Origin of the sequence: Nocardia brasiliensis NBRC 14402 (genome assembly GCF_000308475.2) — a bacterium.
Taxonomy (GTDB): Bacteria; Actinomycetota; Actinomycetes; order Mycobacteriales; family Mycobacteriaceae; genus Nocardia; species Nocardia brasiliensis.
Genome location: NZ_BAFT02000057.1, coordinates 218,110 through 244,317 on the forward strand (window position 1 = coordinate 218,110; position 26,208 = coordinate 244,317).

28 protein-coding genes and 1 pseudogene are annotated in these 26,208 nt (G+C 68.2%); 15 read left to right on the forward strand and 14 right to left on the reverse strand.

Annotation, left to right across the window (positions count from 1 at the left end; all coding sequences use genetic code 11):
* Positions 1 to 14: 14 nt before the first annotated feature.
* The 4 genes from TY25_RS18065 to TY25_RS18080 are packed head-to-tail and all read left to right on the forward strand — an operon-like array spanning position 15 to position 4,309.
* On the forward strand, positions 15 to 1,028 hold the full coding sequence (locus TY25_RS18065; RefSeq protein WP_081868943.1) for an ABC transporter permease: 1,014 nt from the start codon (positions 15 to 17) through the stop codon (positions 1,026 to 1,028).
* 26 nt (positions 1,029 to 1,054) lie between these two features.
* Positions 1,055 to 2,101 (forward strand): substrate-binding domain-containing protein, encoded by a 1,047-nt coding sequence (locus TY25_RS18070; RefSeq protein WP_042257733.1) that lies wholly within the window; start codon positions 1,055 to 1,057, stop codon positions 2,099 to 2,101.
* A gap of 22 nt (positions 2,102 to 2,123) precedes the next feature.
* The gene (locus TY25_RS18075) at positions 2,124 to 3,305 is read left to right on the forward strand and encodes a Gfo/Idh/MocA family protein (RefSeq protein ID WP_042257734.1); all 1,182 of its coding nucleotides are present in this window, start codon (positions 2,124 to 2,126) and stop codon (positions 3,303 to 3,305) included.
* Entirely contained in the window at positions 3,302 to 4,309 is a 1,008-nt protein-coding gene (locus TY25_RS18080) for a sugar phosphate isomerase/epimerase family protein (RefSeq protein WP_042257737.1), read from the forward strand. Before TY25_RS18075 ends, TY25_RS18080 begins: the two co-directional genes overlap by 4 nt.
* A gap of 6 nt (positions 4,310 to 4,315) precedes the next feature.
* On the opposite strand, the gene TY25_RS18085 is transcribed toward TY25_RS18080, so the two are convergent.
* The gene (locus TY25_RS18085; protein WP_042258013.1) at positions 4,316 to 4,687 is read right to left on the reverse strand and encodes a MerR family transcriptional regulator; all 372 of its coding nucleotides are present in this window, start codon (positions 4,685 to 4,687) and stop codon (positions 4,316 to 4,318) included.
* Between the two features lie 101 nt (positions 4,688 to 4,788).
* On the opposite strand from TY25_RS18085, the gene TY25_RS18090 reads away from it, so the two are divergent.
* Positions 4,789 to 5,862 (forward strand): alkene reductase, encoded by a 1,074-nt coding sequence (locus TY25_RS18090; protein WP_342448130.1) that lies wholly within the window; start codon positions 4,789 to 4,791, stop codon positions 5,860 to 5,862.
* 21 nt (positions 5,863 to 5,883) lie between these two features.
* On the opposite strand, the gene TY25_RS18095 is transcribed toward TY25_RS18090, so the two are convergent.
* A complete protein-coding gene (locus TY25_RS18095) occupies positions 5,884 to 6,540 on the reverse strand; it encodes a maleylpyruvate isomerase N-terminal domain-containing protein (protein WP_042257739.1) in 657 nt (218 codons plus the stop codon).
* Positions 6,541 to 6,788: 248 nt separating this feature from the next.
* Between TY25_RS18095 and TY25_RS18100 the strand changes: the two genes are divergently transcribed.
* The 3 genes from TY25_RS18100 to TY25_RS18110 all read left to right on the forward strand — a co-directional run bounded on the left by TY25_RS18100 (position 6,789) and on the right by TY25_RS18110 (position 9,842).
* Positions 6,789 to 8,726, forward strand: coding sequence for a potassium transporter Kup (locus TY25_RS18100; RefSeq protein WP_042258016.1), 1,938 nt, complete (start codon positions 6,789 to 6,791; stop codon positions 8,724 to 8,726).
* Between the two features lie 210 nt (positions 8,727 to 8,936).
* Positions 8,937 to 9,242, forward strand: coding sequence for a Rossmann-fold NAD(P)-binding domain-containing protein (locus TY25_RS18105; RefSeq protein ID WP_052383042.1), 306 nt, complete (start codon positions 8,937 to 8,939; stop codon positions 9,240 to 9,242).
* Between the two features lie 9 nt (positions 9,243 to 9,251).
* Positions 9,252 to 9,842, forward strand: coding sequence for a hypothetical protein (locus tag TY25_RS18110; protein ID WP_226887161.1), 591 nt, complete (start codon positions 9,252 to 9,254; stop codon positions 9,840 to 9,842).
* A 54-nt stretch (positions 9,843 to 9,896) separates the two neighbouring features.
* Here the strand turns inward: TY25_RS18110 and TY25_RS18115 are convergent, their stop codons facing one another.
* Positions 9,897 to 10,436, reverse strand: coding sequence for a DUF8020 domain-containing protein (locus tag TY25_RS18115; RefSeq protein WP_042257741.1), 540 nt, complete (start codon positions 10,434 to 10,436; stop codon positions 9,897 to 9,899).
* Positions 10,437 to 10,606: 170 nt separating this feature from the next.
* Complete coding sequence (locus TY25_RS18120) at positions 10,607 to 11,527, reverse strand: esterase/lipase family protein (RefSeq protein WP_042257743.1); 921 nt, start codon at positions 11,525 to 11,527, stop codon at positions 10,607 to 10,609.
* Between the two features lie 310 nt (positions 11,528 to 11,837).
* Here TY25_RS18120 and TY25_RS18125 point away from each other — a divergent pair, with 310 nt between their 5' ends.
* Positions 11,838 to 13,094: a cytochrome P450 gene (locus tag TY25_RS18125; RefSeq protein ID WP_042257745.1), complete on the forward strand. Its 1,257-nt coding sequence runs from the start codon at positions 11,838 to 11,840 to the stop codon at positions 13,092 to 13,094.
* A 132-nt stretch (positions 13,095 to 13,226) separates the two neighbouring features.
* Here TY25_RS18125 and TY25_RS18130 read toward each other — a convergent pair whose 3' ends face one another.
* Positions 13,227 to 13,631, reverse strand: a complete 405-nt coding sequence (locus tag TY25_RS18130; protein WP_042257746.1) for a nuclear transport factor 2 family protein — start codon at positions 13,629 to 13,631, stop codon at positions 13,227 to 13,229.
* A 199-nt stretch (positions 13,632 to 13,830) separates the two neighbouring features.
* On the opposite strand from TY25_RS18130, the gene TY25_RS18135 reads away from it, so the two are divergent.
* The 4 genes from TY25_RS18135 to TY25_RS18150 all read left to right on the forward strand — a co-directional run bounded on the left by TY25_RS18135 (position 13,831) and on the right by TY25_RS18150 (position 18,757).
* Positions 13,831 to 14,673 carry a GNAT family N-acetyltransferase gene (locus tag TY25_RS18135; protein ID WP_042258018.1) on the forward strand — a complete coding sequence of 281 codons (843 nt, stop codon included), beginning with the start codon at positions 13,831 to 13,833 and terminating at the stop codon, positions 14,671 to 14,673.
* Between the two features lie 221 nt (positions 14,674 to 14,894).
* The gene (locus TY25_RS18140; RefSeq protein WP_042257748.1) at positions 14,895 to 15,290 is read left to right on the forward strand and encodes a hypothetical protein; all 396 of its coding nucleotides are present in this window, start codon (positions 14,895 to 14,897) and stop codon (positions 15,288 to 15,290) included.
* Between the two features lie 72 nt (positions 15,291 to 15,362).
* Positions 15,363 to 16,532 (forward strand): alpha/beta hydrolase, encoded by a 1,170-nt coding sequence (locus tag TY25_RS18145; RefSeq protein WP_042257749.1) that lies wholly within the window; start codon positions 15,363 to 15,365, stop codon positions 16,530 to 16,532.
* Positions 16,533 to 16,717: 185 nt separating this feature from the next.
* A complete protein-coding gene (locus TY25_RS18150; RefSeq protein ID WP_042257751.1) occupies positions 16,718 to 18,757 on the forward strand; it encodes a CocE/NonD family hydrolase in 2,040 nt (679 codons plus the stop codon).
* Positions 18,758 to 18,763: 6 nt separating this feature from the next.
* Here the strand turns inward: TY25_RS18150 and TY25_RS18155 are convergent, their stop codons facing one another.
* Positions 18,764 to 19,414, reverse strand: coding sequence for a TetR/AcrR family transcriptional regulator (locus TY25_RS18155; RefSeq protein WP_042257755.1), 651 nt, complete (start codon positions 19,412 to 19,414; stop codon positions 18,764 to 18,766).
* A gap of 37 nt (positions 19,415 to 19,451) precedes the next feature.
* Positions 19,452 to 20,507: an ABC-2 transporter permease gene (locus tag TY25_RS18160; RefSeq protein WP_042257757.1), complete on the reverse strand. Its 1,056-nt coding sequence runs from the start codon at positions 20,505 to 20,507 to the stop codon at positions 19,452 to 19,454.
* Positions 20,508 to 20,618: 111 nt separating this feature from the next.
* On the opposite strand from TY25_RS18160, the gene TY25_RS18165 reads away from it, so the two are divergent.
* Entirely contained in the window at positions 20,619 to 21,053 is a 435-nt protein-coding gene (locus TY25_RS18165) for a MarR family winged helix-turn-helix transcriptional regulator (protein WP_042257759.1), read from the forward strand.
* A 31-nt stretch (positions 21,054 to 21,084) separates the two neighbouring features.
* Complete coding sequence (locus tag TY25_RS18170; RefSeq protein ID WP_042257761.1) at positions 21,085 to 22,311, forward strand: epoxide hydrolase family protein; 1,227 nt, start codon at positions 21,085 to 21,087, stop codon at positions 22,309 to 22,311.
* A 28-nt stretch (positions 22,312 to 22,339) separates the two neighbouring features.
* On the opposite strand, the gene TY25_RS18175 is transcribed toward TY25_RS18170, so the two are convergent.
* The 7 genes and pseudogenes from TY25_RS18175 to TY25_RS18200 form a co-directional block, all read right to left on the reverse strand.
* A complete protein-coding gene (locus TY25_RS18175) occupies positions 22,340 to 23,029 on the reverse strand; it encodes an HAD family hydrolase (protein ID WP_042257763.1) in 690 nt (229 codons plus the stop codon).
* A complete protein-coding gene (locus TY25_RS18180) occupies positions 23,026 to 24,261 on the reverse strand; it encodes a cation:proton antiporter (RefSeq protein WP_042257766.1) in 1,236 nt (411 codons plus the stop codon). The genes TY25_RS18175 and TY25_RS18180 overlap by 4 nt, the downstream gene beginning before the upstream one ends.
* Positions 24,262 to 24,445: 184 nt before the next feature.
* Entirely contained in the window at positions 24,446 to 24,763 is a 318-nt protein-coding gene (locus TY25_RS18185) for a helix-turn-helix domain-containing protein (protein ID WP_042257768.1), read from the reverse strand.
* Positions 24,760 to 24,960, reverse strand: a complete 201-nt coding sequence (locus TY25_RS44100; RefSeq protein ID WP_226887530.1) for a type II toxin-antitoxin system RelE/ParE family toxin — start codon at positions 24,958 to 24,960, stop codon at positions 24,760 to 24,762. The genes TY25_RS18185 and TY25_RS44100 overlap by 4 nt, the downstream gene beginning before the upstream one ends.
* Positions 24,948 to 25,124 carry a type II toxin-antitoxin system RelE/ParE family toxin gene (locus TY25_RS44105; RefSeq protein WP_226887553.1) on the reverse strand — a complete coding sequence of 59 codons (177 nt, stop codon included), beginning with the start codon at positions 25,122 to 25,124 and terminating at the stop codon, positions 24,948 to 24,950. The genes TY25_RS44100 and TY25_RS44105 overlap by 13 nt, the downstream gene beginning before the upstream one ends.
* 69 nt (positions 25,125 to 25,193) lie before the next feature.
* Positions 25,194 to 25,912, reverse strand: a pseudogene (locus TY25_RS18195) (uracil-DNA glycosylase).
* Entirely contained in the window at positions 25,909 to 26,154 is a 246-nt protein-coding gene (locus TY25_RS18200) for a hypothetical protein (protein WP_042257770.1), read from the reverse strand. The pseudogene TY25_RS18195 and the gene TY25_RS18200 overlap by 4 nt, the downstream one beginning before the upstream one ends.
* Positions 26,155 to 26,208: the final 54 nt, after the last annotated feature.

The following is a 26,208-nucleotide window of genomic DNA, read 5'->3' on the forward strand; positions in this document are numbered from 1 at the left end:
CGACGGAACCGACTGTGCGTGCGGTACCGGAAAAGTCCCCGGCCTCCAACGGTTCCCGAGCCGAGACCAGCGTGCTCGCCAAGGTGCGCAGCGAGATTCGCAAGCACGCGACCCTGGTGCTCGCGCTGCTGGCGCTGCTCGGGGTCGGCGCGCTGACCAAGGGCGAGGATTTCCTCAGCGCCAGCAACATGATCACCATCCTGACCCTGGCGTCCGTGATCGGCGTCGTGACCGTCGGGATGACCTTCGTGATCATCGGTGGCGGCATAGACCTGTCGGTCGGCGCGATCATCGCGCTGGCCTCGGTGTGGTGCACCACCACCGCGACCCAGTCCTACGGCGTCGCCGGAATGGTGTTCAGCGCACTGGTGGTCGGGGCCTGCTGCGGTCTGCTGAACGGCGCGTTGATCGCCTACGGCAGGCTGGTGCCGTTCATCGTCACGCTGGCGATGATGGTGGCCGCGCGCGGCCTGGCCGAACAGCTCTCGGGGCGGCAATCCCAGCTGGTCACCACCGACCTGCTCGCCCTGGCGCAGAACCGGGTGCTCGGCATTCCGCTGCTGGTCTACCTATTCCTGGTAGTTGTGGTTGTCGGCTGGATCCTGTTGGAGCGCACCACCTTCGGGCGACGCAGCTTCGCGGTCGGCGGTAATCCGGAGGCGGCCAGGCTGGCGGGCATCGATGTCCGCAGGCACACCCTGCTGCTCTACACCATCTCCGGGGTCTGCTGCGGTATCGCCGCGATCATGCTCACCGCCCAGACCACGACGGGCGCCAGTACGAACGGCCAACTCTACGAGCTGGACGCGATCGCCGCGGTGGTCATCGGCGGCACGCTGCTGAGCGGCGGCTTCGGCACCGTCACGGGTTCGATCCTGGGGGTGCTCGTGTTCACCGTCATCGAGGACCTGTTCATCCTCAACAACCTGGAGCAACCGATCCAAGCGATCGGCAAGGGCGCGATCATCGTCGCCGTTCTGCTGTTCCAGCGCTTCGGCCGTGCGCGGGCCGTCCCCACTCTCACCTGATCTCCGTTCACGCACAAAGGAATACGATGAGTACCACCCATTCTCTGCCCCGCCGCGGTGTCCTGCTGACCGGTTTGGCCGCCGGCGCCGGTGTCCTCGTGGCGGCCTGCACCGGCAACGACACCTCGTCCAATACCCAGGTAGCCGGCAACACCGGCGCGAACGCGGACGCCGGAAAACAGGTCAAGGTCGGCTTTTCCGCGCCGGCCGCCGATCACGGCTGGACGGCGGCGATCACCCGCAACGCTCGCGCGCAAGCCGAGGGTCTCAGCGACGTGACGCTGAACGTCACCGAGGGCACCAACGACGTGGCCAGGCAGATCGAGCAGGTACAGACCCTGATCAACCAAAAGGCCGATGTCCTGGTGATTTTGCCGTTCGACGGCAACGCGCTCACCGAGATCGCGAAAAGCGCGATGGCGGCCGGTATCCCGGTGATCAACCTGGACCGCGTCTTCGCCTCCGCGCTGGCCTATCGCACCTGGATCGGTGGCGACAACTACGGAATGGGCATCAACGCGGGCAATTTCATCGTCGGCAAGATGCGCGAGGCGAAGATCGCCGATCCAGTGATCGTCGAGGTGGCGGGTATCGACAACCTGCAACTGACCCAGGAGCGCAGCCACGGTTTCCGCGATGCGCTCAGCGCGGCCGGATTCCGCATCGCCGCAAGGCAATCCACCGATTTCACGGCCTCCGGTGGGCAGCAGGTGGCCAGCCAGATGTTGCAGGCGGTGAAGAAGATCGACGCGATGTGGAACCACGACGACGACCAGGGCATCGGCGTGCTGGCCGCGATCAAGCAGGCCGACCGCGCGGGCGAATTCGTGATGGTCGGCGGCGGCGGTTCGACGCAGGCGATGAAGGAGATCCAGACCGGGAGCTCCCCGTTGCAGGCGACGGTGCTCTACAGCCCGGCCATGGCCTCCTCGGCGGTCACGCTGGCGCGGTTGCTCGGGCAGCGCAAGGCGCTCGGCGATCTCGCCGAACACGATGTGCCCGCGAAGATCACGACCTACTCCGCGGTGGTCACCAAGGACAACGTGGACCAGTACCTGGCCAACGGCTACTGACGCCGCAATCGAACGGAGCCCGATGACTTCGACACAGCGCCCGACTTCGACACAGCGACGCAACCTAAGCATCGGCCTGGTCGGCCACGCCTTCATGGGCCGCGCGCACTCGCACGCCTGGCGCAGTGCGGACGCGTTCTTCGAACTGCCACTGCGACCGGCGCTTTCGGTGCTGGCAGGACGCGATGCCGCCCGCGCCGCGGCCGCCGCCGAGCAGCTCGGCTGGGCGCACGCCGTGGGGGATTGGCGGCAACTGCTGGAGCGGGACGACGTCGACCTCATCGATATCTGCACGCCGGGTGACAGCCATGCCGAGATCGCCATCGCCGCACTGGACGCGGGCAAACACGTGCTCTGCGAAAAGCCGCTCGCGAACACGGTCGCCGAAGCCGAGGCGATGGCCGCCGCGGCCGAAGCGGCCGCCCGCAACGGCGTCCGTTCGATGGTCGGTTTCAGCTATCGCCGGGTGCCCGCGCTGGCGCTGGCTCGAAACCTGGTGGCGCAGGGGCGGATCGGCACTATCCGGCACGTGCGGGCGCAGTATCTCCAGGACTGGCTCGCCGATCCGGCGGCGCCGCTGAGCTGGCGGCTCGAGCGCACCCGTGCCGGGTCGGGCGCGCTCGGGGATATCGGCGCGCACATCATCGACGCCACCCGGTTCGTCACGGGGGAGACGCTGACCGGTGTCTGCGCGCTGCTGGACACCTTCGTCACCGAACGCCCGCTGCCGGATCGGCCGGGCAGTGGACCGGTCACCGTCGACGACGCGGCACTGTTCCTGGGGCGGCTTTCCGGCGGCGGGCTCGCCTCGTTCGAGGCCACCCGGATGGCCGCCGGTCGCAAGAACGCATTACGCCTGGAGCTCAACGGAACTCGCGGCAGTCTGGTCTTCGATCTGGAATCGATGAACGAGCTGTGGTTCCACGATCACACCGAAGAGCCGGAGCTGGCCGGCTTCCGGCGCATCCTGGTGACCGAACCCCGCCATCCCTATGCCGGGGCCTGGTGGCCGCCGGGGCACGGGCTGGGCTACGACCACACCTTCACCAACGAGGTCGCCGATCTGGTCGTCGCGATTGCGGCGGGCAAAGACCCCGAACCCAGCTTCGCCGACGGTCTGGCCGTGCAGCGGGTACTGGCGGCGGTCGAGGCGAGCGCGGCCGACGCGGGCCGCTGGACTGCTATCGGAGGAGCGCAACCATGAGACCTGTCACGCTGTTCACCGGCCAGTGGGCTGATCTGCCGTTCGAGGAAGTCTGCGTGCTGGCCGCGGGCTGGGGTTACGACGGGCTCGAAATCGCCTGTTCCGGCGATCATTTCGAAGTGGACCGGGCGCTGGCCGAGCCGAACTACGTTGCGGAGAAGCGCAAGACGCTGGAACGCCACGGACTGCAGGTCTTCGCGTTGTCCAATCACCTGGTCGGGCAGGCGGTGTGTGATCATCCGATCGATGAGCGGCATCGCGCGATCGTCCCCGCCCGGGTCTGGGGTGACGGCGAACCGGAAGGCGTGCGCCGCCGGGCCGCCGCGGAGCTGGCCGATACCGCAAGGGCGGCAGCGCAACTCGGGGTGCGCACGGTGGTCGGTTTTACCGGCTCCAGCATCTGGCACACGGTGGCGATGTTCCCGCCGGTGTCGCAGGAGACCGTCGAGCGCGGCTACCAGGATTTCGCGGATCGCTGGAATCCGATCCTCGACGTGTTCGACACCGAAGGTGTCCGCTTCGCGCACGAGGTGCATCCGAGCGAGATCGCCTACGACTACTGGACCACTTCGCGGGCACTGGCCGCCGTCAGCAACCGCCCCGCTTTCGGATTGAACTGGGACCCTTCGCATTTCCTCTGGCAGGACCTCGATCCGGTCACGTTCATTCTCGATTTCGCCGACCGGATCTATCACGTCGACTGCAAGGACACCAAGCTGCGCTGCGGTGACGGCCGCCGCGGTCGCCTGTCCTCGCACCTGCCCTGGGGCGATCTGCGGCGCGGCTGGGATTTCGTGTCCACCGGCCGCGGTGACGTGCCGTGGGAGGACTGCTTCCGCGCGCTCAACGCGATCGGTTACGACGGACCGATCTCGATCGAGTGGGAAGACGCGGGCATGGACCGGTTGGCGGGCGCGCCCGAAGCCCTGGCCTTCATTCGCGGCTACAACGCGGTCACTCCGCCGACCGTCGCGTTCGACGCGGCGTTCAGCCACGAGCACTGAGGGTGACTACTGAGGGGTGCAGCGGACGCCGCCGCTCGCGGCGTCCGCTGCGTTTTCGATGACCAGGTCGAGTTCGTCGCGGGTGTGCTGCAGGTCGGCGATCTGCCGCTCGATCCGATCGCGTTCGGCCACGAGGTGCTCGACCAGCTCCGGGGTCGACTCACCCGTTGCCATGCACGGCAGGATGTACAGAATGGACTTGCTCGACAGTCCCGCGCCGTAGAGCCGTTGGATCATGTCGACGCGACGGACCGCGGCCTCGGCGTAGACGCGCTGTCCGCTGGGGGTGCGTTCGGCGGCGAGCAGCCGGTGCTCCTCGTAGTAGCGCAGCGCGCGCACGCTGACCCCGGTTCTGGCGGCGAGTTCGCCGATCCGCATGCCCACTCCTGGTGATCTGCCTCACGGCGACTTGCCTCTGACGTCAACGTCAGCTTTTAGCGTAGAGGGCGGAGTTCGAAACCGCCACCAGCGCAAAGGAAATGACTGTGACCAGCTTGTTCGATAGTTTTCAGCTCGGCAATCTGCGGTTGCCCAATCGGGTGGTGATGGCGCCGATGTCGCGCATGCGGGGCGGCACGGACGGCTCGGCGATCGCCTCGAACGCGATCTACTACGCCCAGCGGGCCACCGCGGGGCTGATCGTCTCGGAGGGGATTCCGCCCAGCCGGCAGGGGCAGTCGAATCCGGGTGTCCCGGCCCTGATCACCGATGCGCAGGCCGCGTCGTGGCGGCCGGTGACCGAGGCCGTGCACGCCAACGGCGGCCGCATCTTCGCCCAGCTCATGCACGGCGGCCGGGTCGGACACCCTGACACCTCGGGGTACCAGCCGGTCGGGCCGTCGGCGGTCCGGCTGCGCGCCGACGTGTTCACCCCGAGCGGAATGCAGCCCGCCGCATCGCCGCGGGCGCTGTCGCTCGCCGAAATACCCGGCGAGGTACAGGTTTACGCGGACGCCGCCCGGCGCGCGATCGACGCCGGATTCGACGGCGTCGAGTTGCACGGCGCGAACGGCTATCTGATCCAGCAGTTCCTGTCTTCGAACGCTAACCAGCGCACCGATGCCTACGGCGGATCCATCAGCGGCCGAATCCGATTCGCCGTCGAGGCGGTGGCCGCGACGGTGGACGCCGTCGGTGCGGACCGGGTCGGCATCCGCCTTTCGCCGGGCGGCACGGTCTGGGACATGGTCGAAGACGATGTGCCGGAGCTGTACGGCGCGTTGCTCACCGAGCTCGCCCGCCTCGATCTGGCCTTCATCGACGTGCTGGCCACCGTGGACGAGCAGTTGCTGATCGAGCTGCGCAAGGCCTGGCCGAAAGCGTTCATTCTCAATCCGGGCGGGCAGATCGCGCCGAGTCCCTCGGATCGCGCCGCGGGCGAGCACTGGCTTGCCCAGGGCGCGGATCTGATCGGTTACGGCCGCGCCTACATCGCCAATCCCGATCTGGTGGAACGCTTCCGGACCGGCGTGCCGATACGCGCCCACGACCGCGACACCTGGTACACGAACACCGATGCCGGATACATCGACTACCCGAGCTACCAGTACTGAAAGCTGTTCTACCGCAATCGGCTACCCGAGGACGAGGGGGAGCTTCGCGGCCAGCTCGCCGAGTTCGGCCTGCTCCGCCTCGGTCGCGGCGCGACGTCCGGTGCCGACGAGGAGCGCGTCGGTATCGGTGAACGACTCGGGGAAGGCCGTGCCGGCGATCTGCTCGAGCATGTCGCGGGTGCGGGCGAGTCCTTCCGCGGGTGGTGGTGTCGCGTCCGGGAGGTCGGCGATGAGGTCGAGGTGGTGCAGGGTCCATTCGAGGACGTACGCGCCGAGATAGTCGCCGGTGGTGAGGACCTGGCCCTGGGTGCTGATCAGCTGTTTCGGGTCGGCGAGGTCGGCGGCGCGGCCTGCGGCGGAGCCGACGTCGTCGAGGTGCAGCCAGAGCAGCTGCGGCTTCTCGTAGGCGGCGGCCAACCGGACGATCAGCGCGTCGAGCGGGTCGTCTCCGGTCGGCGGAGTCTCGGCGACGGCCCAGTAGGTCACTGCGTCGCGGGTCGGCTCACCGTCGGCGGGCGTCACCAAGGTGATCAGCACATCCTGTGCATCGATGATCAAGTGGCACACCAGGTCTCGCACCAACCACCCGGTGCAGCCGGAGGGCCGGGCGAAGTCTTCGTCTCGGAGCTCGGCCACCGCCGAGCGCAACGCCGTCCATGTGCGGGAGAAGAGGTCCACATCGGCACGGTAGTGCGTTCTGCCATGGCGGACAAGCGCATTCGGCGCGGCGACCCACGCACACAGCCGGACCGTTTCGGGCAGTGGCGCACCGGAACAGACGCCGATACCGGAGGTAGCGGGCAACTCGAGCGAAGAGGTCCGACCCTGGCCTGTTTTCGCGCGGATGCGGTGTGATCATCGCGTCGGTACCGCGCCGACGCGGCCCCGCGCGCGACGATAGGGGTTACCGCAACGAGGAGCAGGCCATGACCACCGAGTCACCAGGTGCAGTGCAGACCCTTCCGCCGCAGCGGCTGCCCACCACTCGGCTCGCGGTGGTGGTCGGCGCGCTCGGCGTCGTGTTCGGCGATATCGGCACCAGCCCGATCTACACGCTGCAGACCGTGTTCGATCCCGGCGACCCGCATCCGGTGCCGCTCAGCCCGGACAACGTCTACGGCATCGTGTCGCTGATCTTCTGGTCGGTGATGCTGATCGTCACGCTCACCTACGTGACGCTGATCCTGCGCGTCGACAACGACGGCGAGGGCGGGATCATGGCGCTGATCACGCTGCTGCGCCGGATGGGCGGTGCCCGCAGCCGCGGCACCGCCGTCCTGGCCGCGGTCGGCATCTTCGGTGCCGCACTGTTTTTCGGCGACAGCATGATCACCCCGGCGATCTCGGTGCTGTCCGCCGTGGAAGGCGTGAAGGTGGTCCAGCCGGAACTGGCGGAGCTGGTCGTGCCGACCACGGTGGTGATCATCGTGGTGCTGTTCGCGGTGCAGCGCCGCGGCACCGCCGCGGTCGGCCGGCTGTTCGGGCCGGTGATGATCGTCTGGTTCGGCGCGATCGGCGCCTGCGGTATCGGCGGCATCGCCGGGCATCCGGAAATCCTGAAGGCGTTGTCGCCGACCTACGCGCTGGGCTTCATGGCCGGGCACTTCGGCATCGCGTTCTTCGCCTTGGCGGCGGTGGTGCTGGCGGTCACCGGCGCGGAGGCGCTGTACGCGGATATGGGCCATTTCGGCCGCAAGGCGATCACGCACGGCTGGCTCGGTCTGGTGCTGCCCGCGTGCACGCTGAGTTACCTCGGGCAGGGCGCGCTGCTGCTCGGCGACGAGACCGCGGTGGGCAGCCCGTTCTTTCTGCTGGCACCGGGCTGGGCGCGGCTGCCGATGGTGCTGATCGCGACGGCGGCGACGGTGATCGCCTCGCAGGCGGTGATCACCGGCGCCTATTCGGTGGCGTCGCAGGCGGCGCAGCTCGGCTATCTGCCGCGGCTGCGGGTGACGCACACCTCGGAGTCGACCATCGGGCAGATCTATGTGCCGTGGATCAATTGGGTCCTGATGGTTTCGGTGATCACCCTGGTGCTGGCGTTCCGCAGTTCGGCCGCGCTGGCCTACGCGTTCGGGATGGCGGTGACCGGGACGATCACAATCGCGACGCTGCTGTTCTTCTACATGGTGCGGGTGAAATGGCAGGCCCCGCTGTGGCTCGTGCTGTTCGGCGCCGTCCCGCTGCTGCTGGTCGACCTGATGTTCTTCGCGGCGAACCTGACCAAGCTGGTGCACGGTGCGTGGTTGCCGCTGTTGATCGCGCTCACCGCGTTCACGGTGATGACCACCTGGGCGCGCGGACGGGTGGTCGTCACCCGGGCGCGCGAGGAGAAGGAGGGTTCGCTGCGCGCCTTCATCGAGGAGCTGCGCGATCGGCGCCCGCCGCTGCGCCGCGTCCCGGGCACCGCGGTGTTCTTGAACCGCGGCAAGCAGACCACGCCGCTGGCGATGCGCGCCAATGTCGAACACAACCACGTGCTGCACGAGCACGTGGTGATCCTCTCGATCGAGACCGAGCCGGTGCCGCGCGTCCCGGACGCCGCGCGAACCGAGGTAGACGCGCTGGGCTACGGCGATGACGGAATCATCCATGTGACAGCGCGTTTCGGCTATATGGAGACGCCGAACATCCCGCACACCCTGCGGCTGCTCGACCCCGCGTCCACCGAGGGGCAGCTCTCGGTCGACGGGGCCTCGTACTTCCTGTCGAAGATCGAGCTGAAACGCGGCCCGGCGCCGACCATGGCGACCTGGCGCAAGCATCTGTTCATCGCCACGTCCTACATCACCGCCGACGCCGCGGAGTATTTCGGCCTGCCCGGCGAGCGCACCGTGATCATGGGCTCCCGCGTCGAGGTGTAATTCAGGTCGCGGCGCCCAGGGCACGCAACAGCAGGTCGGTCAGGGTGTCGAGGTAATCCGATTCGATCGGGGCGCTGCGGACCGACAATCGCCAGTAGAGCGGCGCGGCGACGACGTCGAGCGCGAGTTCGATGTTCAGGTCCGCGTGAACGAACCGCTGCCGCTGGTCGAGCCGTTCTTGAAAACCGCTGTGCGCGGGGGGTCCAGCGGGTGGTGCTGCTCGGCTCGTCCGCCGTGCCCGCCGGTCCGGCCGGGTTGGGTGCGCTCTACGGGCTGGTACGCGACACCGCGGCGGAGTGGACGGTGCTGCGTCCGTCCTGGTTCATGCAGAACTTCACCGGTGACCACAGTGTCGCGCTGGGCGTGCGTGCCGGGGAGATCGTCACGGCCACCGGCGCGGGCCGGGTGGCGTTCATCGACGCGGACGATATCGGCGCGGTCGCCGGGCACGCGCTCGCCGACTTCGTGCGCAACGCGCTGCCAGGTCATTCGTCGGTTCCGGGGGCGGCGCGATAACTTGGTCCGGTGATCAGAAATTCGGTACCCACGACGGCGGGAGCATGGCGGGCGGGTGACGGCACAGCAGTGTCGTTGCGGGAGGCGACAGTGGCGTGGGCCTTGGCCGCGCACGCGGAACTTTCCGAAATCGCTACGGGGTATGGACATTTCATCACCGTGAACGAATTGGCCGAGCGGGTGCAGGAGGCGTCCGGGGTGCACACCGCGGCCCCGACCCGCACCTGGATGGACGCGATCCTGCGCAAGATCGCCCGGCGCTGCCACAAGGCGGGCGAGCCGCCGCTCACCGCGCTGTGCGTGCGCCGCAATCACACCGTCGGCGACACCTACAAGTACGTGCTCGAACTCGCGGGCCTGCCGATCCCGAACGATCTGGAGACGCACGCCGCGTACGCCCGGTGGCAGTGTTACGAATTCCACGGCGCGGCGATGCCCGCGGAGATGGGCGTGCCGCCGCTCACGCCGAAGGTGGCGGGCCGTCGTTCGGTGAGCACCGCCGTGCAGACAGAGGTCAAGCCGCAGCCGACGCGTCCGGCGGTCTGCGCGCAGTGCTTCATCCAGCTGCCGGCCAGTGGCGCCTGCGAATACTGCGTGTAGCGCAGTCGGGTCCGGGACTACCGGACCCGACTGCGGGTGGGGACCAGGGAACGGCTACGACACGGCGCCGATGAAACCGCCGATGGCGGCACCGATGGCGCAGCCGATGATCGCGCCGACCAGGAAGAACCAGATCCCGATCAGGATGCCGACCACGCAGCCGACCACCGCGCCGGCCAGGATGGCGCCACCGCCGCCGACGGTGTGCATGAACGGCAGATCCTGAGAGCTGGCCGCGACCGGGGCAGGCCCGCCCACCGGGGTCAGAGTCAACGTGGTGTCACTGGCCAAAGCCGGTGTGACGGAAAGGGTTCGGCCCGCCTCCACGCGCAAGGTCGTCGGAATCGCGCCGACCACGGCGCCGTCGTCGGCGAGCACCTGAACCGCGTCCGGCGTCAGGACGAACCGGCCCGACGCCAGGGTGACCGTGGCGGAGGAATGATCGGCGGCGAGTGTCGTCGTATAGCCGATCGGGCCGTCCACCGCGCTGACGCTGATATCGGCCAATTCCGCTTCGCCGTGGGCCGTCGCCATGGTGATTCCGGTGGCCGCGATGGCGAATACTGCGGTCGCCACCAATTTCTTGATAAACATGGGTCTTTCCAATCCGTGCGGGTTTCCTTTGACGTTCCCCCGACAAACGGCACCGGACGTAGCATCATGATGCGCGCGCCGCTCTCGGCGTGTCCATACGGTGTTTCGCCTGTTCGAACCGGGTTCTCGGTCTGGTTTTCGCCCCTCGGATCGGGGGGATCGGAATTGTGCTATTCCGGTTGTTCGGCCGGGCACGGGTCGTCGGAATACGGCAGTCCGAGCGCTTTGTGCACCAAATAGGCGACGGCGGGCGAGTTCGGCAGGATGCCGTGGTGATAGGTGTCGGTGGGACACACGTCCTGCACCCAGACATTGTCGACGGTGGCGCCGACGCCGGCGCGCAGGAAGGTCGCTTCCGGCGGGGTGACCACGTGGTCGACCCGAGTGGCGATCGCGGTGTAGTGGATGCCGGGTTCGGTGTCGCCCGCGGCGTTCAGCGTGCGCAGGAATTCGCTGCTCGCCAGCTGCTGGGCGGCGGCGGTGCCGAGCACCCGGGCGATCATGCCGTCCGACATCACGGAGGCGCTGCCGGTGGGTAGTAGATAGCCGAGCCCGTCGGCGGTGGTGCCGTGATGGGTGGCGGCGATGGTGACGAGATGGTCGACCTTGTTCCGGGCGGGGTCGGCACGGTCCGCGCCGCCTTCGAAGCGCAGATATTGCCGCGCGAGCGGGCCACCCTGTGAATGGGCGACGATATCCACCCGCGCCGCGCCCGTGGCGCCGCGGACCCGGGCGACGAACGCGGCGAACTCCTTGGCCGAGGTGCGAATATCGGCGGTGCCGAACACGCCGGGCACCGCGCCGCGCATGCTGGTGGGCGCGTGCCCGTAATTGAGCGAGAACACGCACACGCCATGCGCTTTCAGCTGCGGGGCGAGGGTGTCCCAGGCGCTCTGGTTGTCCCACGTGCCATGCACCAGCAGCACGGGTTGCGGGTAGGCCGCCGCGGGCACGCAGGTCCAGTCGTTCGCGCCGGTGGGCGGTGTGGTCCAGTCCGCGCCGGTGTCGGCGGCCGCGGGTGCGGTGGCGGGCAGCACCGCGACGGCCACGGCAAGTGCGACAACACCCCAGCGACACCGACGGGCAGCCATCGAGGCACGGTTCCTTTCGCCGATACAACAGGTCTGCTCAGCAGATCGGCTGCCTCGATGCCAAGTCCGTCATCAGATGTCGGGCCACAAACCATTCGGCGCGGGCCAATAGAACCATTGCGGTGCGGCGGTGGCAAACATGTCGGCCGGAGTGGCGGGCGAAATGTTTCCGGCGGCGGTGCGTCAATGTCTTTCTGCCCGGAACGGATTCACGCTTCGAGCGGTGGTTTGTCGGCGATTTCCGATACGCGCGGACAGTTTGCTGCCTACTCTCACGAGGCTTGTAGTACGAACGCCTGGAGTCTCCGCAATGACGATGCCCCCACCCGCCGCAGACAGCCGGGCCGGTCAAGCCCCGCACGGTTCCCCCATCGACACCGACGGCCCCCGGGTCTCGTTGTATTCACCGGAGTTCGCTGCGGATCCGCACGGCGCCTATCGGCGGATGCGCGCGCAGTACGGATCGCTGGTGCCGGTGGATCTGGCGGCGGGCGTACCCGCCACCTTGGTGATCGGGTATTACACCGCGGTACGAATCTTCAACGACCCGGACCATTTTCCGGCCGACCCGCGGGCCTGGCAGCAGAACATTCCGTCCGATTGCCCGGTATTGCCGATGATGCAGTGGCGCCCGAATGCGTTGCGCAGCGCGGGCGCCGAGCACGCGCGCTATCGCCAGGTGAACACGGCGGGCCTGGACAAGGTCGACCAATACGGTCTGCACGACACGGTGGCCGAGATCGCGATACCGCTGATCAACGCGTTCTGCGCGGATGGATCGGCGGACCTGGTGCGCCAGTATGCTTTTCCGCTCGCCTTCGCGGTATTGAACGCGCTGCTCGGCTGTCCAGCCGAAATCGCGCAGCAGGCCGCGACCGGAATGGCCGCGATCTTCGAAGGGGTCGACGCCGACCGGGGAAACAAGATGCTCGTCGCCGCGCTGCTGGAATTGGCGCAGCGCAAGCGGACCGCGCCCGGCGACGACGTGACCACCCGGATGTTGCAGCATCCCGCCGAGCTGACCGATACGGAAATGGTGCACCAGCTGGCGACGCTGTACGGCGCGGGTATCGAGCCGCAGCAGAATCTGATCGTCAACACCCTGCTGCTGATACTCACCGACGAGCGATTCGGCGGTAGCGTGCTCGGCGGCAGCCTGTCCACCCGCGACGCGCTGGACGAGGTGCTGTTCAACGATCCCCCGATGGCGAACTTCTGCATCAGTTTTCCGCGGCAGCCGATCCTGATCGACGACATCTGGTTGCCCGCGCACCAACCGGTGGTGATCAGCATGGCGGCCTGCAACACCGATCCTGCGATCGCCGCGAATCAGTACGCGGGCAACCGATCTCATCTGGCCTGGGGCACCGGACCGCATGTGTGCCCGGCCAGCTCGCTGGCCTATCTCATCGCGCAGGATGCGATCGATCAACTCCTGGACGCGCTGCCCGAGATCGGCCTCGCGGTCGCGCCGAGCGAGCTGATCTGGCGGCCTGGGCCGTTCCACCGCGCGGTGACCGCGTTGCCGGTCACCTTTCCCGCCGCGCCGCCGCTGCCGTTGCCTTAGCGTGAAACGCGAACCGGCCGACGGTTTCTCGAAGAACCGCCGGCCGGTGGGGTACTCCCGGATCAACGGGAGTGCGCTGCCCGGGCCGAGTCGGGTGGTACAGCCCGGGGCGGGTCGATCGCGGCGCGCGATCTAGTTGGGGTGCGCCGCGCCGTCGAGCGCGGCCAGCATGGCCGGGGTGTCGACGTAGTTGTCGAAGCCGACGACGCGGCCCTCCCGCAGGTGCCAGACATGGATGTTGGGGACGTCGAAGGCGACGTCGCCGCCGGTGGTCGTGCCGACCCCGCGGCCCATCATGACCACGTCGTCACCCGCCGCGAAGATGCTCTGCGGCACCACATTCGCGTCGATGTGCGCCAGCATCGTCCCGAAATACGTATTGGCGCCTTCGTGCCCGACATGCCGTCCGCCCCACGGCAACTGTGCGGCCTCCTTGATCTCGATATCGGGGTCGAAAAGTCGCTCGATGACCGAAAAGTCGCGCGCGCCGAACGCGTGGTACACCTGGGTGACTAATTCGAGATTGATCTGGGACACTGAAAGAGCTCCTCGTGGGGCGAAACGTGTTGAACACCAACATCCTTGCGCCAGCCCGGGCGCGTCGCCACACGAGGAAGGCTGCATTTTGGCAACGGAATTCCAGGGCCGCCACCGCGATTGCGCCGGTCGCGAAAAAAGCGGGCGCGCCCCCGAACTCGGTGCTGGTAGGAATGCAGCCATGTCCAACGACCTGAGTCTGTTCGCCGGGATCGACCTCGCCACCCGCATCGAGCGCGCCGAGCGGTCGTTGATGGCCGAGGGTGCGCAGGGCGCCGCGCGGCGCGATCCGCGCGAGCGGGTGCTGCGGCAACCGATCGGCAGCGGTCTCGCGGTGTGGGCGGGCGCGTATTCACCGCTGGACAAGGTGGTCGGCGTCGGCATGGGCGACGAGTTCGACGACGAGGTGCTCGAGGCGGTGGAAAGGGCTTACGCCGAACGCGGCGCGCCGGTGCAGTTCGAGGTGTCGACCCTGGCCGATCCCGGTGTCGTTGACCGCCTCACCCGGCGCGGCTATGTGCTGACCGGCTTCGAGAATGTGCTCGGCCTGCCGCTCGCCCCCGGGCGGGCGGCGCAACCGGCCGCGGGCGTCGAGGTGCGCGCGGTCGGGCCCGGCGAATTCGATCGCTGGCTGGATATCTTCATCGACGGGTTCGCCGCGCCGGATACCCAGGGCGTGGGCTCCGACGAAGCGTTCCCGCGCGAGGTGCTCGCGAACGCGATGCGCGACATGGCGGGGGCGAGCGGCTTTTCCGGTTCGATCGCGTGGCTCGACGGCGCCGCGGCCGGCGCCGCGAGCCTGCGCCTGCACGAGGGCGTCGCCCAACTCTGCGGTGCCGCGACCCTGCCCGAGTTCCGGCGGCGCGGCGTGCAGGCCTCGCTGCTGTCGACCCGATTGGCTGCCGCGGCCGCCGCGGGCTGCGACCTCGCGGTGGTCACCACGCTGCCCGGCTCGAAGTCGCAGCAGAACGTGCAGCGGCTGGGCTTCCAACTCCTTTACGCCCGTGCGGTTCTCATCGACCCGGCCTCGGCGCAGCGCTGAGCCCGGGGTGTCCGTTGCGCGAGGTGGCCGGGTCGTCCGGGTAAAGCCGCGCGTACTCCTAGCGGATGAGCCGGGCCGTCGTCATCGGCGGTAAGGAGGACCGCCGGGCGCGGAAACTTCCGTCCTCCGGAGTACGCCGATCCGGTCGCGCGGCCGATGCGGCGCGCCCGCTCGCGGCGACAGAATTCCGGTGACGCTGCCATCCAGCCGGAGGTTTCGAAATGACGACTGTGCTGCGGAGCGGCCGCTACATCGCGGCCACCGTGGACGAATTGCGGCAGCACACGGCCGCGGACAAGGCGGCGGGCGTGGTCAGCCAGCGGGCGTTGTTTCCGCGCCGCGGGCGCATCGAGCTCGACGAGGATGTGCTCGTCCTCGCGGATTGGAGCGACAACGGGGACCTGCTGCTGTCGCGGGCGGCGATCGTTTCGCTGCGCCGGGAGTTCACCGCGCTCTACGGCAGATTGATGGGCGGGCTGCTGAACTCGGGCAAGCCGCTGATCCTGAAGACGACGACGGCGGGCGAGATCTACGTATTGATCGATCGCCGCGAATTCGCCGAGTTCACCGACAACCGGCAGTGGGCCGACGCGATCGCCCAGTGGCAGGACTGCTGAGCCGAGACCGCCGCCCCGGACCGGTCGGCGTGCCATCCGCGCAGGTGCGGGCCGTCGTGGGTTAATGATCGAATGGTCATTCGGTGGATCATGACGGCGCTGGCCGCGGTGGTGGCCGGGTTGCTGACGTTGTTCGCGTACGTGATCATCGCCGTGCGAATTCCCGCGCCTTTCGTGGCGCTGACGCACGTGGTGAGCGACTACGGCCTGTACCTGATCCCGCTGGGCGTCACCGGATTCGTGCTGTCGTTGATCGCCTTCGCGCCGCGCAGCCGCACCGGGGTGCGCCGTGCGGCGGCGGTGACCGGCCTGGTCTGCCTGCTCGGCGTGGTGGCCTCGGGCTTTCCGCTGGCGGCGGCGTGGGGGACCGCGGTGCGCCATGACGCGAAACTGTCCTTCGGCGAGTACTTCACCGGGGGCGCGAACGTCGGCGCACCCGTGGACGAACTGAGCACCGTCTTCCACACCATCGACGGCCAGGATCTGAAACTCGACGTGAAGTTGCCCGCCGGGACCCCGGCGCGACCCCGTCCGGCCGTGGTCTGGGTGCACGGTGGTGGCTGGGCGCACGGCGATCGCGGCGAGGCGCCGAAATGGCACCGGTGGCTCAACGACAAGGGCTACGCCGTCTTCGCCATCGACTACCGGCTGGCACCGCCGGCCACCTGGAATCAGGCACCCGGGGATGTGAAGTGCGCCGTGGGCTGGATCAAACAGCAGGCGCAGACCTACGGCATCGACCCGCAGCGCGTCATGATCGCGGGCGGCTCGGCGGGCGGCAACCTGGCATTGATGGGCGCCTACGCCGACGACCGGGTGCCGCCCAGCTGTGCGGTCACCGATACCGCGGTCGAGGCGGTCGCGGTCTTCTATCCGATTCCGGACCTGGTGGAGGCGTGGCGCGACAGCGGACTGCCCGCGCGGATGCACACCTTCCTCGCGGACTACACCGGCGGCAGCCCGGAGCAATTCCCGGATCGATACAAGGCGGCCTCGCCCGTCACCTACGTGCGACCCAATGTGCCGCCGACCCTGATCATGCACGGCACCAGGGATCACGTTGCGCCGTACCGGGGCTCGGCCGAACTGGCCGAGCGGTTGCGCCGGGTCGGCGTCGAAAATCGTTTGATCGCAGTGCCTTATGGCGAGCACATCTTCGATTTCCGCTGGGGAGATTGGGGTTCGCAGATTTCCCGGCACACCTTCGCCGCATTCCTGGCCGAGCATTTCCCGGCACCCTGAGCGCGCGCGTCCGGAAATAGCCGACGCGGGTGTGGAATTGGTGTCGGCGAGTTGAACATCGGGGCGTGTGTCCACATGTCGGGAAGTGCCGCCGGTCACCATTGTGCGTCGCAGTGACGGACGTTACTGTAACCCCTCGTTGAGGGGAACGAAGTAGTTCCCCACTGTGGGAGGGTTCGCGAAGGATGATCAGACGCCGACGTCCGACGAGGTTCCTGGCCGCCATTGTCACCGCAGGCACGGTGATCGCGGGGGTGGCCGTATCGCTCACCTCCGGGCCGGCGGTCGCGGAAAACGATTCGCTCGACGCGCAATTCATCGCGACTCATCAAGGCCCGCAACAATATCCGAACGTCTATATCGACTGGGACGTGCCGATCACCATGAGTGACGGCACCGTGCTGAAAGGCAATGTGTACCGGCCCGCGGACGCGTCGGGGCAACCGGTGGCCGAGCCGATGCCGACCATTGTCAATCTCACGCCGTACACGAAACTCATTGCGAATATCGCGGATTCGGCGCTGGCGGTGCCCGGTCTGGGCGAACCGCTGCTGCGCATTCTGCAGGGCTTCGACCTTTCGGCCTACGGTATGAGCGGTCTCAGCGATCTCATGCGAGCGCTGCCCGGCGGCGCCGCGCGGACGTTCGGCGTCGACCGCAAGCTCGTGCAGAGCGGCTACACCCAGGTGGTCGTCGACGTGCGCGGGACCGGCTTCTCCCAGGGCATGTGGCAGGTCTTCGGCGATCGGGAACAGCAGGACGGTGCGGAGGTCGTGGACTGGGCCGCCGCCCAGCCGTGGTCCAACGGCAAGATCGGCATGAGCGGCATCTCGTACTCCGCGATCAACCAATTGCACACGGCCGAGCGCCAACCGGCGGCCCTGCGCGCGATCTTCCCGATCGTGCCCGGTAGCGACCTGATTCGTGATGTCGCCGCGCCCGGTGGGGCGCTCGGCATCGGGTTCATCCCCGAATGGCTGCTCGCGGTCGACGGCACCAAGCTGATCCCCGACCTGGTCTCCATCATCGGCGGCAAGTTCGACTGGACCTGGCTGGCCGATCGGGTCCGCGATCCATTCACCTTCTTCAACCTCATCATCGAAGCGCTGGCGACACCGAGCATCGATCAGATCAAGCCGGAGATGCGGGCCATCCTCGACGAGGACAGTGCGCTGCGCACCGCCTGGATCGGGCACCCGGAGCGGATCACCGTGCCGACCTTCGTCTACGGCGGCTGGCACGACATCTTCACCTACTCCTCGCCGCGCATCTTCAATGCGGTGAATGTGCCGGACGACCAGAAGAAGCTCGTCATGGGGGACACCTACCACGTGACCACCGGTGCGGGCCTGGGACTTCCGGGTGCGCCGCCGGCGTTGGACGTGCTGCAGCGGGCCTGGTTCGACAAGTGGCTCAAGGGCATCGACAACGGCATCGACGGATACGACCAGGTGCATCTGTGGCAGCAGGGCGGCGGCTGGACCACCGCGCCGTCGTTCCCGCGTCCCGGAATGGATTACCGCCGTATGTATCTGGACGCGGCGTCCTCGGGCACCGCACCCGGCAGCGCCTACGACGGCAGTCTCACCGCCGCACCGGGCGGACCCGCGCGCGTGACCATCGCGCCGGGCCTGTCCACCCTGTGCTCCCGCGACGCGGCGCACGGTACAGCGGGCATCATCGCCGCCTTCGACGTCTGCACGAAGGATGCGCGGATCAGCGAGACGAACGCGCTGACGTTCACGACCGCACCCGTGCGCCAGGCGACGCAGATCTCCGGTCCGATCGCCGTGCACCTCAACACGGTGCTCGACGCCACCGACGGCTACTGGACCGTGACGGTGAACGACGTTGCACCCGATGGCCGTTCGACGGTGTGGAGTACCGGTCAGCGCACCGCGTCGTTGCGCGCGGTGGACGACGCGAAATCCACCCGCTCGCCCAACGGCGACTACACCGACCCGTATCCGATCCTCACCCTGGACAGCCGCCGGCCGATCGTGCCCGGGCAACCGACCGTGGTCGACCTCGGCGTCTTCGCCACCGACGGCGTGCTGCAACCGGGTCACCGGCTGCGCGTCGACGTGTTCGCGGGGAACTTCCCGAGCAGTATTCCGTTGCGCCCGTTGCTCAACGAGAGCGAACTGAAGCCGCAGCACCTGCAGCTCGACCCGAACGAGCCCAGCTGGGTGAACATTCCGGTTGCGGGCGATACCGGCTGGTGAGCGTGCTCAGCCGGATCCCAGCAGCGCCAAGGCTGCTCGGTTCAGGACCGGCGCCAGGGTGGGGAGGGCCTGCGGGCCGAATTCGATGAGGGTGGCGCGCACCCGATCGTCGATGCCACCGGTCAGTACGTCGACCAGCTGCGGGTCGGGGGCGGCCGCGAGATCGCCGTCGCGCACGCCGATCCGCGCCGCGGCGAGCATGCGGTGGGCGAACATCCGCTGCACGCCCGCCCGGTGCGCGGTGAGTCCCGGTCCGGCGGCCAGGGTTTCGACATGCAGCGCGCGGGCCGCCGCGGGCTCGGCCGCGAGGAAGTCGAGGTAGGCGGCGAGGGTGCTGCGCACCAGGTCGCGGAAACCACGGGCGCCGGACTCGGCGACCACCCGGTCGAGTTCGCGCGCCACCACCTCGACGACGAAATCGAAGGCGGCGGTGAAGCATTCCTCTTTGCTGTCGAACAGGCCGTAGAACGTGCGCCGGGCCACCTTGGCGCGGCGCACGATATCGGCGATCGTGGTCGGCCCGTAGCCCTGTTCCGCGATCGCCTCCAACGCGGCGATGCACAACCGATCCCGCTGCGAGGTGACCACCTCGTCGCGGCTCAGCCGGTGCGGGCCGCGCGGTAGCCGATCGGGAACAGCGCTGGTCAGGACAGTCATAGTGGGTTCGATTCTGCCACGGTGGCCGGACGCGCAGCTATTTTCCGGCGGTGTGCGCACTGACCAGGGAACGGCCGCCGGGGTGGCGGCCGCGCCAGATCCAGAACACCGCGCACGCGACGAATGCCCAGCCCGCGAGCACCAGAAACGGGAAAAGGTGCTGGTGCGCAGGGAAATACACCGCGGTGTGCTGGGCGTTCACCGAGGCGCCGGGCGGCAGCCAGCGGCCGATATGGCCGAGCAGCGAGGGCAGCAGCGGCCAGGAGACCGCGCCGCCGGAGGACGGATTGCCGAGCAGCACCATCAGACCCCAGGTCGGCAGGATCGCCCAGCGGCCGACCAGGGTGTTGAACATGGTGAACACCATCCCGGAGGTGAACATCGTCAACGAGAGAATGCCGCAGGACGCCAGGAACGGCAGCCGGAGCGCGCCGAGCACCCAGTCCACGATCGCCGCGATGGCGAAGCCGCCGACGAGCGAATAGGCGGCGGTGAAGCCGATCCGTTCGGCGGGGGTGAGCGCGGCGGCGTGCACGCTGAACTGCGTCGCGCCGATGAACCCGATGACCACCGCGGCGAGTGAGATGTAGAAGATGGCCAGCCCGCGCGGATCGCCCCGCTGCAGCGGCACGATATCGGTCACGTCGACCCGAACCCGCGCCACGGCGCCCGCGGACGCTGCGGCCTCGCTCAGCAGCTGCGCCACCGACTGCCCCGAGGCGCCCGAGACCTCGAGCGCAAGGCCGCCGGGCCGCGTCGTGAGGACGCCGAAGACCCGCTGCTCCTCGACATCCGAGCGGGCCGCCGCGACGGTGGCGTAGCTGTGCGGGTCCAGCGAATCGTCCACGGCGCGCTGCAACTCGGCGAGGAATTCGCGCATCGGCGCGTCCTGCTGGGAACCGACCACGGCGATCGGGATGTATCGGGGCGTGGGATTGGCCAGCGCGTAGGTGTAGGACCCGGCGAAGAGCCCGGCCGCAGCCCCGACCAGCAACACCAGCACGATCGCGGGCAGGAAGGGCGAGGCGCGCACCATCGCCCGCCACTCGCTCGCCGTGCGCCGCCGCTCGTGCTGGCCGTGCTGGTTAGCCATTCCTGCACAGTAGGGCGCACCAGCGGCGACGCCGCTGACCGCGAGAGTGTCGGCAAGTCATTTCTGATATTGCATAAGCAGCTTAAATAAATCAGTGATACATTTCCCGCCATGGGTGCCCTGGTGGAGCTGGCCGACAACCTCGCCCGCGTGATGGGCGAGTTCACCCGCCGGTCCATCCGGCTGCCCACCGCGGAGAAACACACGTTCACCACGCTGTCGGTGCTGCACACGCTGGCGCACAAGGGCCCGCTGAGGCTGACCGCGTTGAAGGAGTCCGAGCAGATCACCCAGCCCGCCATCACCCAGCTCGTGCAGCGCCTGGAACGAGACGGGCTGGTCCGGCGGACACCGGACCCGGCGGACGGCCGGGCGACCCTCGTGGCGGTCACCGCCGACGGCGCGCGGATCGTGCAGACCCGGCATCAGGAACGCGTCCGCCGTCTCGCCGAACTGGCCGAGGCGCTGTCCGCGGAGGAACGCCGCGCCATCGCCGCCGCGCTGCCCGCACTCGAACGGCTGGCCGTGCTCATGGACGCGCAGTGAGCGCCGCTGTGCCTGTCCCGGAAGGAATCTCATGACCGACCCGTTCCCGCTGACCCCCACGCCGATCCACGTCGCCGACGACGTACTGGCCGATCTGGAAACCCGGCTGCGGCTCACCCGCTGGCCCGACGACGTGCACAACGACGACTGGAGCTACGGCGTCAGCCGCCGCTACCTGCAGGAACTCGTCGAGTACTGGATCGGCGAATTCGACTGGCGCAAAGCCGAAGCCGCGATCAACGCCTACCAGCACTATCGGGTCGAGATCGACGGCGTGCCGATCCATTTCCTGCGCAAGCCCGGCGTCGGTCCCGCGCCGACGCCGCTGATCCTCACCCACGGCTGGCCGTGGACCTTCTGGCACTGGGCCAAAGTGATCGATCCGCTGGCCGATCCCGCGGCGTTCGGTGGCGATCCGGCCGACGCGTTCGACGTCATCGTGCCGTCGCTGCCCGGCTTCGGCTTCTCCACGCCGCTGCCGAAACATCCCGACATGAACTTCTGGAAGGTGGCCGACCTCTGGCACACCTTGATGACCGGGACGCTCGGCCACCGGAAGTACGCGGCCGCCGGGTGTGATGTCGGCGCGCTCGTCACCGGTCAGCTCGGTCACAAGTATGCCGCCGAACTGCACGGCATCCATATCGGCTCCGGGCAGAAGCTCACCCTGTTCAGCGGCGACCGGGCCTGGGATCTCAGTGGCGGGCAACCGATTCCGGCAGGACTGTCCGAGCCGGCCTATCGGCAGCTGCTCTCGCTCGAGCGTCGTTTCGCGGTGCACCTCGCGGCCCATCTGCTGCAACCGAGCACGCTCGCCTACGGTCTCACCGATTCACCCGCCGGTCTGCTCGCCTGGATCCTGCAACGCTGGGTCACCTGGAGCGCCAACGACGGCGACGTGGAACAGGTCTTCAGCAAGGACGACCTGCTCACCCACGCCATGATCTTCTGGGTGAACAATGCCATCGGTACCTCGATCCGCTACTACGCCAACGCGAATCGCTACCCGTGGGAACCCGACCACGACCGCGTCCCGGTCGTCGAGGCTCCCACCGGCATCACCTTCGTCGGGCACGAGAACCCGCCCGGCGTCACCACGGCGGAGCAGCGGGTGCAGAGCTGGCTCGCCAGCGATCGGGCCGAGTGGTACAACCACGTCAACCTGACCGCGCACGACGAGGGCGGGCACTTCATTCCGTGGGAGGTGCCGGACGCGTGGGTCGCGGACCTGCGCCGTACCTTCCGCGGCCGGCGCTGAGTCCGAAGCCGTTCCGCTGGAACGCTGTTCAGCCGGGAAGCCGTTCGGCCGGATAGTCGTCGAGCGCGCGATCCCGGTCGCCGACGATCACCGGATGGGCGACCAGGTCGAACATGGCGGCGTCGGAATGGTGATCGCCGAAGGCGGCGCAGGCCGACAGGTCGATCTGCGCGCGCGCCGCATAGGCGTGCAGCGCGGCCGATTTGTCGTCGCCGACCATGGTGGCGGTGACTTCGCCGGTGTAGCAACCGTTCTCGACGGCCAAAGTGGTGCACAGGATCTCGTCGGCGCTGATCGCCGCCGCGATCGGGCGCAGCGCGGCGTCGAACGAGCCGGATACCAGGACGATTCGGGTGCCGGAGCCGGCCAGCAATTGCAGGCTTTGCCGCACTGCGGGATTGAAGAATTCGGAGGTTGCGAGCCGCGTGGTGAACCACTCTCGGCCGATGCTGTGGACCTCCGCGACCGAGCGTCCCGCCCACAGCCGGTAGAACCAGCGGTGAGATTCGGCGCGGCCCATGCCCTGCTCGCGCAGTGCGAAGAACTCGCGGAGCGTGGCGGGGCCGTCGATATCGGCGCGGCGCTCGGCGTCGAAGGTGAACAGGGAGAGGAAGGTGATCTCGCGGACCAGGGTTTCGTCCACGTCGACGAAGGCGGCTGGCACCCGGGCCTGCGAGATGTCTTGTGGTGCCGTGGTTTCCGATGGTCGACCGGTCATGATGCGGACCGTACCCCATCCCCGGTCGCCGGCGCGGGCTCGGCCGACCTGCCGGTCACGCCGAACAGGCGCAGCAGCGGGGCGGTCATCGCGGTCGTCACCAGCGCCATCACCACGAGGATCGAATACAGCTGCACGCCGATCAGCCCGGTGCTCAATCCGATGGTGAGAATGATCAATTCGGTGAGTCCCCTGGTGTTCATCAGGCTGGCCAACCCGGCGGCCGAACGCCTGTCGATCCCGGTGAATCGGGCGGCGGCGTAGGTGCCGCCGAGCTTCCCGGCCAGTGCGGCGAGCAGGATGGCCAGCAGTTCGGCGATGCCCGCCTTGTCGAGCGAGCCCAGATCCACCTGGAGTCCCGCGATGACGAAGAAGGCGGGCAGGAAGACCGAACTCAACAGTTGCGCACCGGATTCCACGACCGGGCGGTGCGTGCGCGGGAAGATCACGCCGAAGAGGAAGGCGCCGAAGATCAGGTGCAGGCCGATCCATTCGGTGGCCGCGCCGAAGAGCAATGCGCCGGAGACGGCCAGGAACACCATCATGTTGTTGCGGTTCGCCGCACGGGAATTGGAGACCCGGGCCAGCAGCGGTCGCACGATCCACCAGATCGCGGCGACCAGCGGGATGAACAGCAGCAGCCGCCACTGCTGCCCGGCGCCCGGCTTGGCCATGCCGATCACGAACGCCAGCACCGTCCACGCCAGGATGTCGTCGATCGCGGCACTGGCGAGGCTGAGCTGCCCGATGCGGGTGCCCATCATGCCCCGGTCGAACAGGATGCGGGCCAGCACGGGGAATGCGGTGACCGCCAGCGAGCAGCCGATGAACAAGGCGAACACGAGCCGGCTGCCGTCGTGGTGCCGGGGCAGCACGGTCAGCGCGACAACGCATCCCAGCAGGAACGGCACGAAGTAGGCCGACAGCGAGATGCTCGCCACCGCGCGCCGGTTGCCGTCGAACGACCCGCGGTCGATCTCCAACCCGGCCAGGAACATGAAGATCATGACGCCGACGTTCGCGAAAGCGGCTATGTAGGAACGGATATCGTGCGGAAAGACGATCCCGGACAGGTGCGCCCCGAGAATCGTCGGCCCGGCGATGATCCCCGCCGTGATCTCACCGATCACCGCGGGCTGCCCCAGCCGCTCGGCCAGTCGCCCGAGCACCCGCGCCGCCACCGCGATGAGCACCAGATCCACCAGCAAGAACACCATCTGATCACTCGGCATGCCCGCTCCGTCCGCTCCGGGCGTCCACGCCGCCCCCGTTCCTCCGCCCCGCCCCCACCCTAAACGCCCACCCGACCATTCCCCGTCCACTCGCAGGCAACGCCTGCAGCGCGACCAGCCAGTCGGCTAAACCTCTAGGCCGTGCCCGTTGGCCGGCATCGGTGCTTCGGACCTGGACAAGGATTCAGGCAATGGCGGCCACTTCACCGTCGTCGAATTGGATCGACTGGCGCAGCCGTCCGCCGAGTGCCGCGGCGTAGCGGGCCAGTAGTTCGTAGCCCGCGATCTGTCCGCGTTCGATCTGGGAGATCCGTCCTTTGGTGACGCCCATTCGCGCCGCGATCTGTTGCTGTGTCAACCCGCGGGAGCGGCGGATCTCGGCCAGTCGGTGCCCGATCATTTCCGCGAGCAGTTCCTCTTTGCCGACGGCGACGGTGTCTTCGCCGCCGGCCCGTTCGACGAACTCGGTCCGGATGTCTTGCCAGCGTGAGTATCCGGTCATCGCGGGTTCTCCATTTCCTCTCGGCGCTCTTTCAGGTAGGTCTCATAGCGGTGTTCTGCCAGTGGAATTGCCGATCGATACCACGATCTCCACTGGCGGTCCTTGTCCCCGGCGACCAAGAGCACGGTCGATCGCCAGGGGGCGAAGGCGAACAGAATGCGGGTAGTGCCGGTTCGAAGTTCTTTCAGGTTAGGCAGTTTCGAACCGTTAGCGTGTCGACGAGCGGACGCCCGAGTCCGGGGCCGTAATCGGCCAGGATGTCGATGGCTTGCACCACCCGGCTGTAATCGGGTTCGTCCAACTGCGTGATCCAATCGCGGACCTCGTCGACCACATAGATGTCCCAACCAGAGTCTGCCACCTCGACGAGTATAGGAATCACTATACTCGTCGGTGCGGTTTTCGGCAGGTCGAGAACGGGCGAATGCGCCTATTCGAGGTCGGCGGCGGATTTGGCGGCGGTGAGGACTTCTTCGACCATGGTGGGGGTGAGGCGGCCGGTGAAGGTGTTCTGCTGGCTTACGTGGTAGCAGCCGAAGAGGTGGAGGGGGGCGCGGGCGGGGGTGGCGGGGGTGAGGAGGTAGTGGGCGCCGTGGCCGAACTTGGGGCGGGGCGGGGGATGGTCCAGCCGGCTTCGGCGAGGACGGGGAGCAGGGCCTGCCAGCCGAAGCCGCCGAGCACGACGACGGCGCGGACGGTCGGAGCGAGCAGGGCGAATTCGGTGGCGAGCCAGTGCCGGCAGCGGTCCCGCTCGTCCGGGGTCGGCTTGTTGTCCGGCGGCGCGCAGTGCACGGGCGCGGTGACGCGGACGCCGGACAGGCGCAGGCCGTCGTCGCGATGGATCGCCGTCGGTTGATTGGCCAGGCCCACTGCGTGCAGCGCCGCGAACAGCACGTCACCGCTGCGGTCGCCGGTGAACATCCGCCCGGTCCGATTGCCGCCGTGCGCGGCGGGCGCGAGACCGACCAGCAGCAGCCGGGCATCGTCCGGGCCGAAGCCGGGAACCGGGCGGCCCCAATAGGTTTCGTTCCGGAACGCGGCCCGCTTGGTCTGCGCCACCTGCTCGCGCCAAGCCACCAGCCGCGGGCAGGCGAAGCAGTCGGCGACCGCGGCGTCCAGCTCGGCGATGCTGCGATAGGCGTCGGTCACCCGATCACCCGGACCATCGCACCAGGCACGGACCGGCTGTTGTCGGCCGGCTCGACGTCCTGCGCTCCCGACGTGACATACAGTCCACCGTAGTCGCCGACGAATTCCGGGGCGTCGTCATGACCGAGCGTCGGCAAGGCCGCCGGCATCAGGGCGAGGCCCGCGACCTGGCGGCACGCCGGAAGTCCCGGGTCGATTCGCAGCGGCGAACCAAGGCCTCGGTTCCGGCTTTGTCCGGTCATCTGTCCAGTTCAGCGGGTTGGTGAGGACAGATAACGACCCGGACATGTGATCGT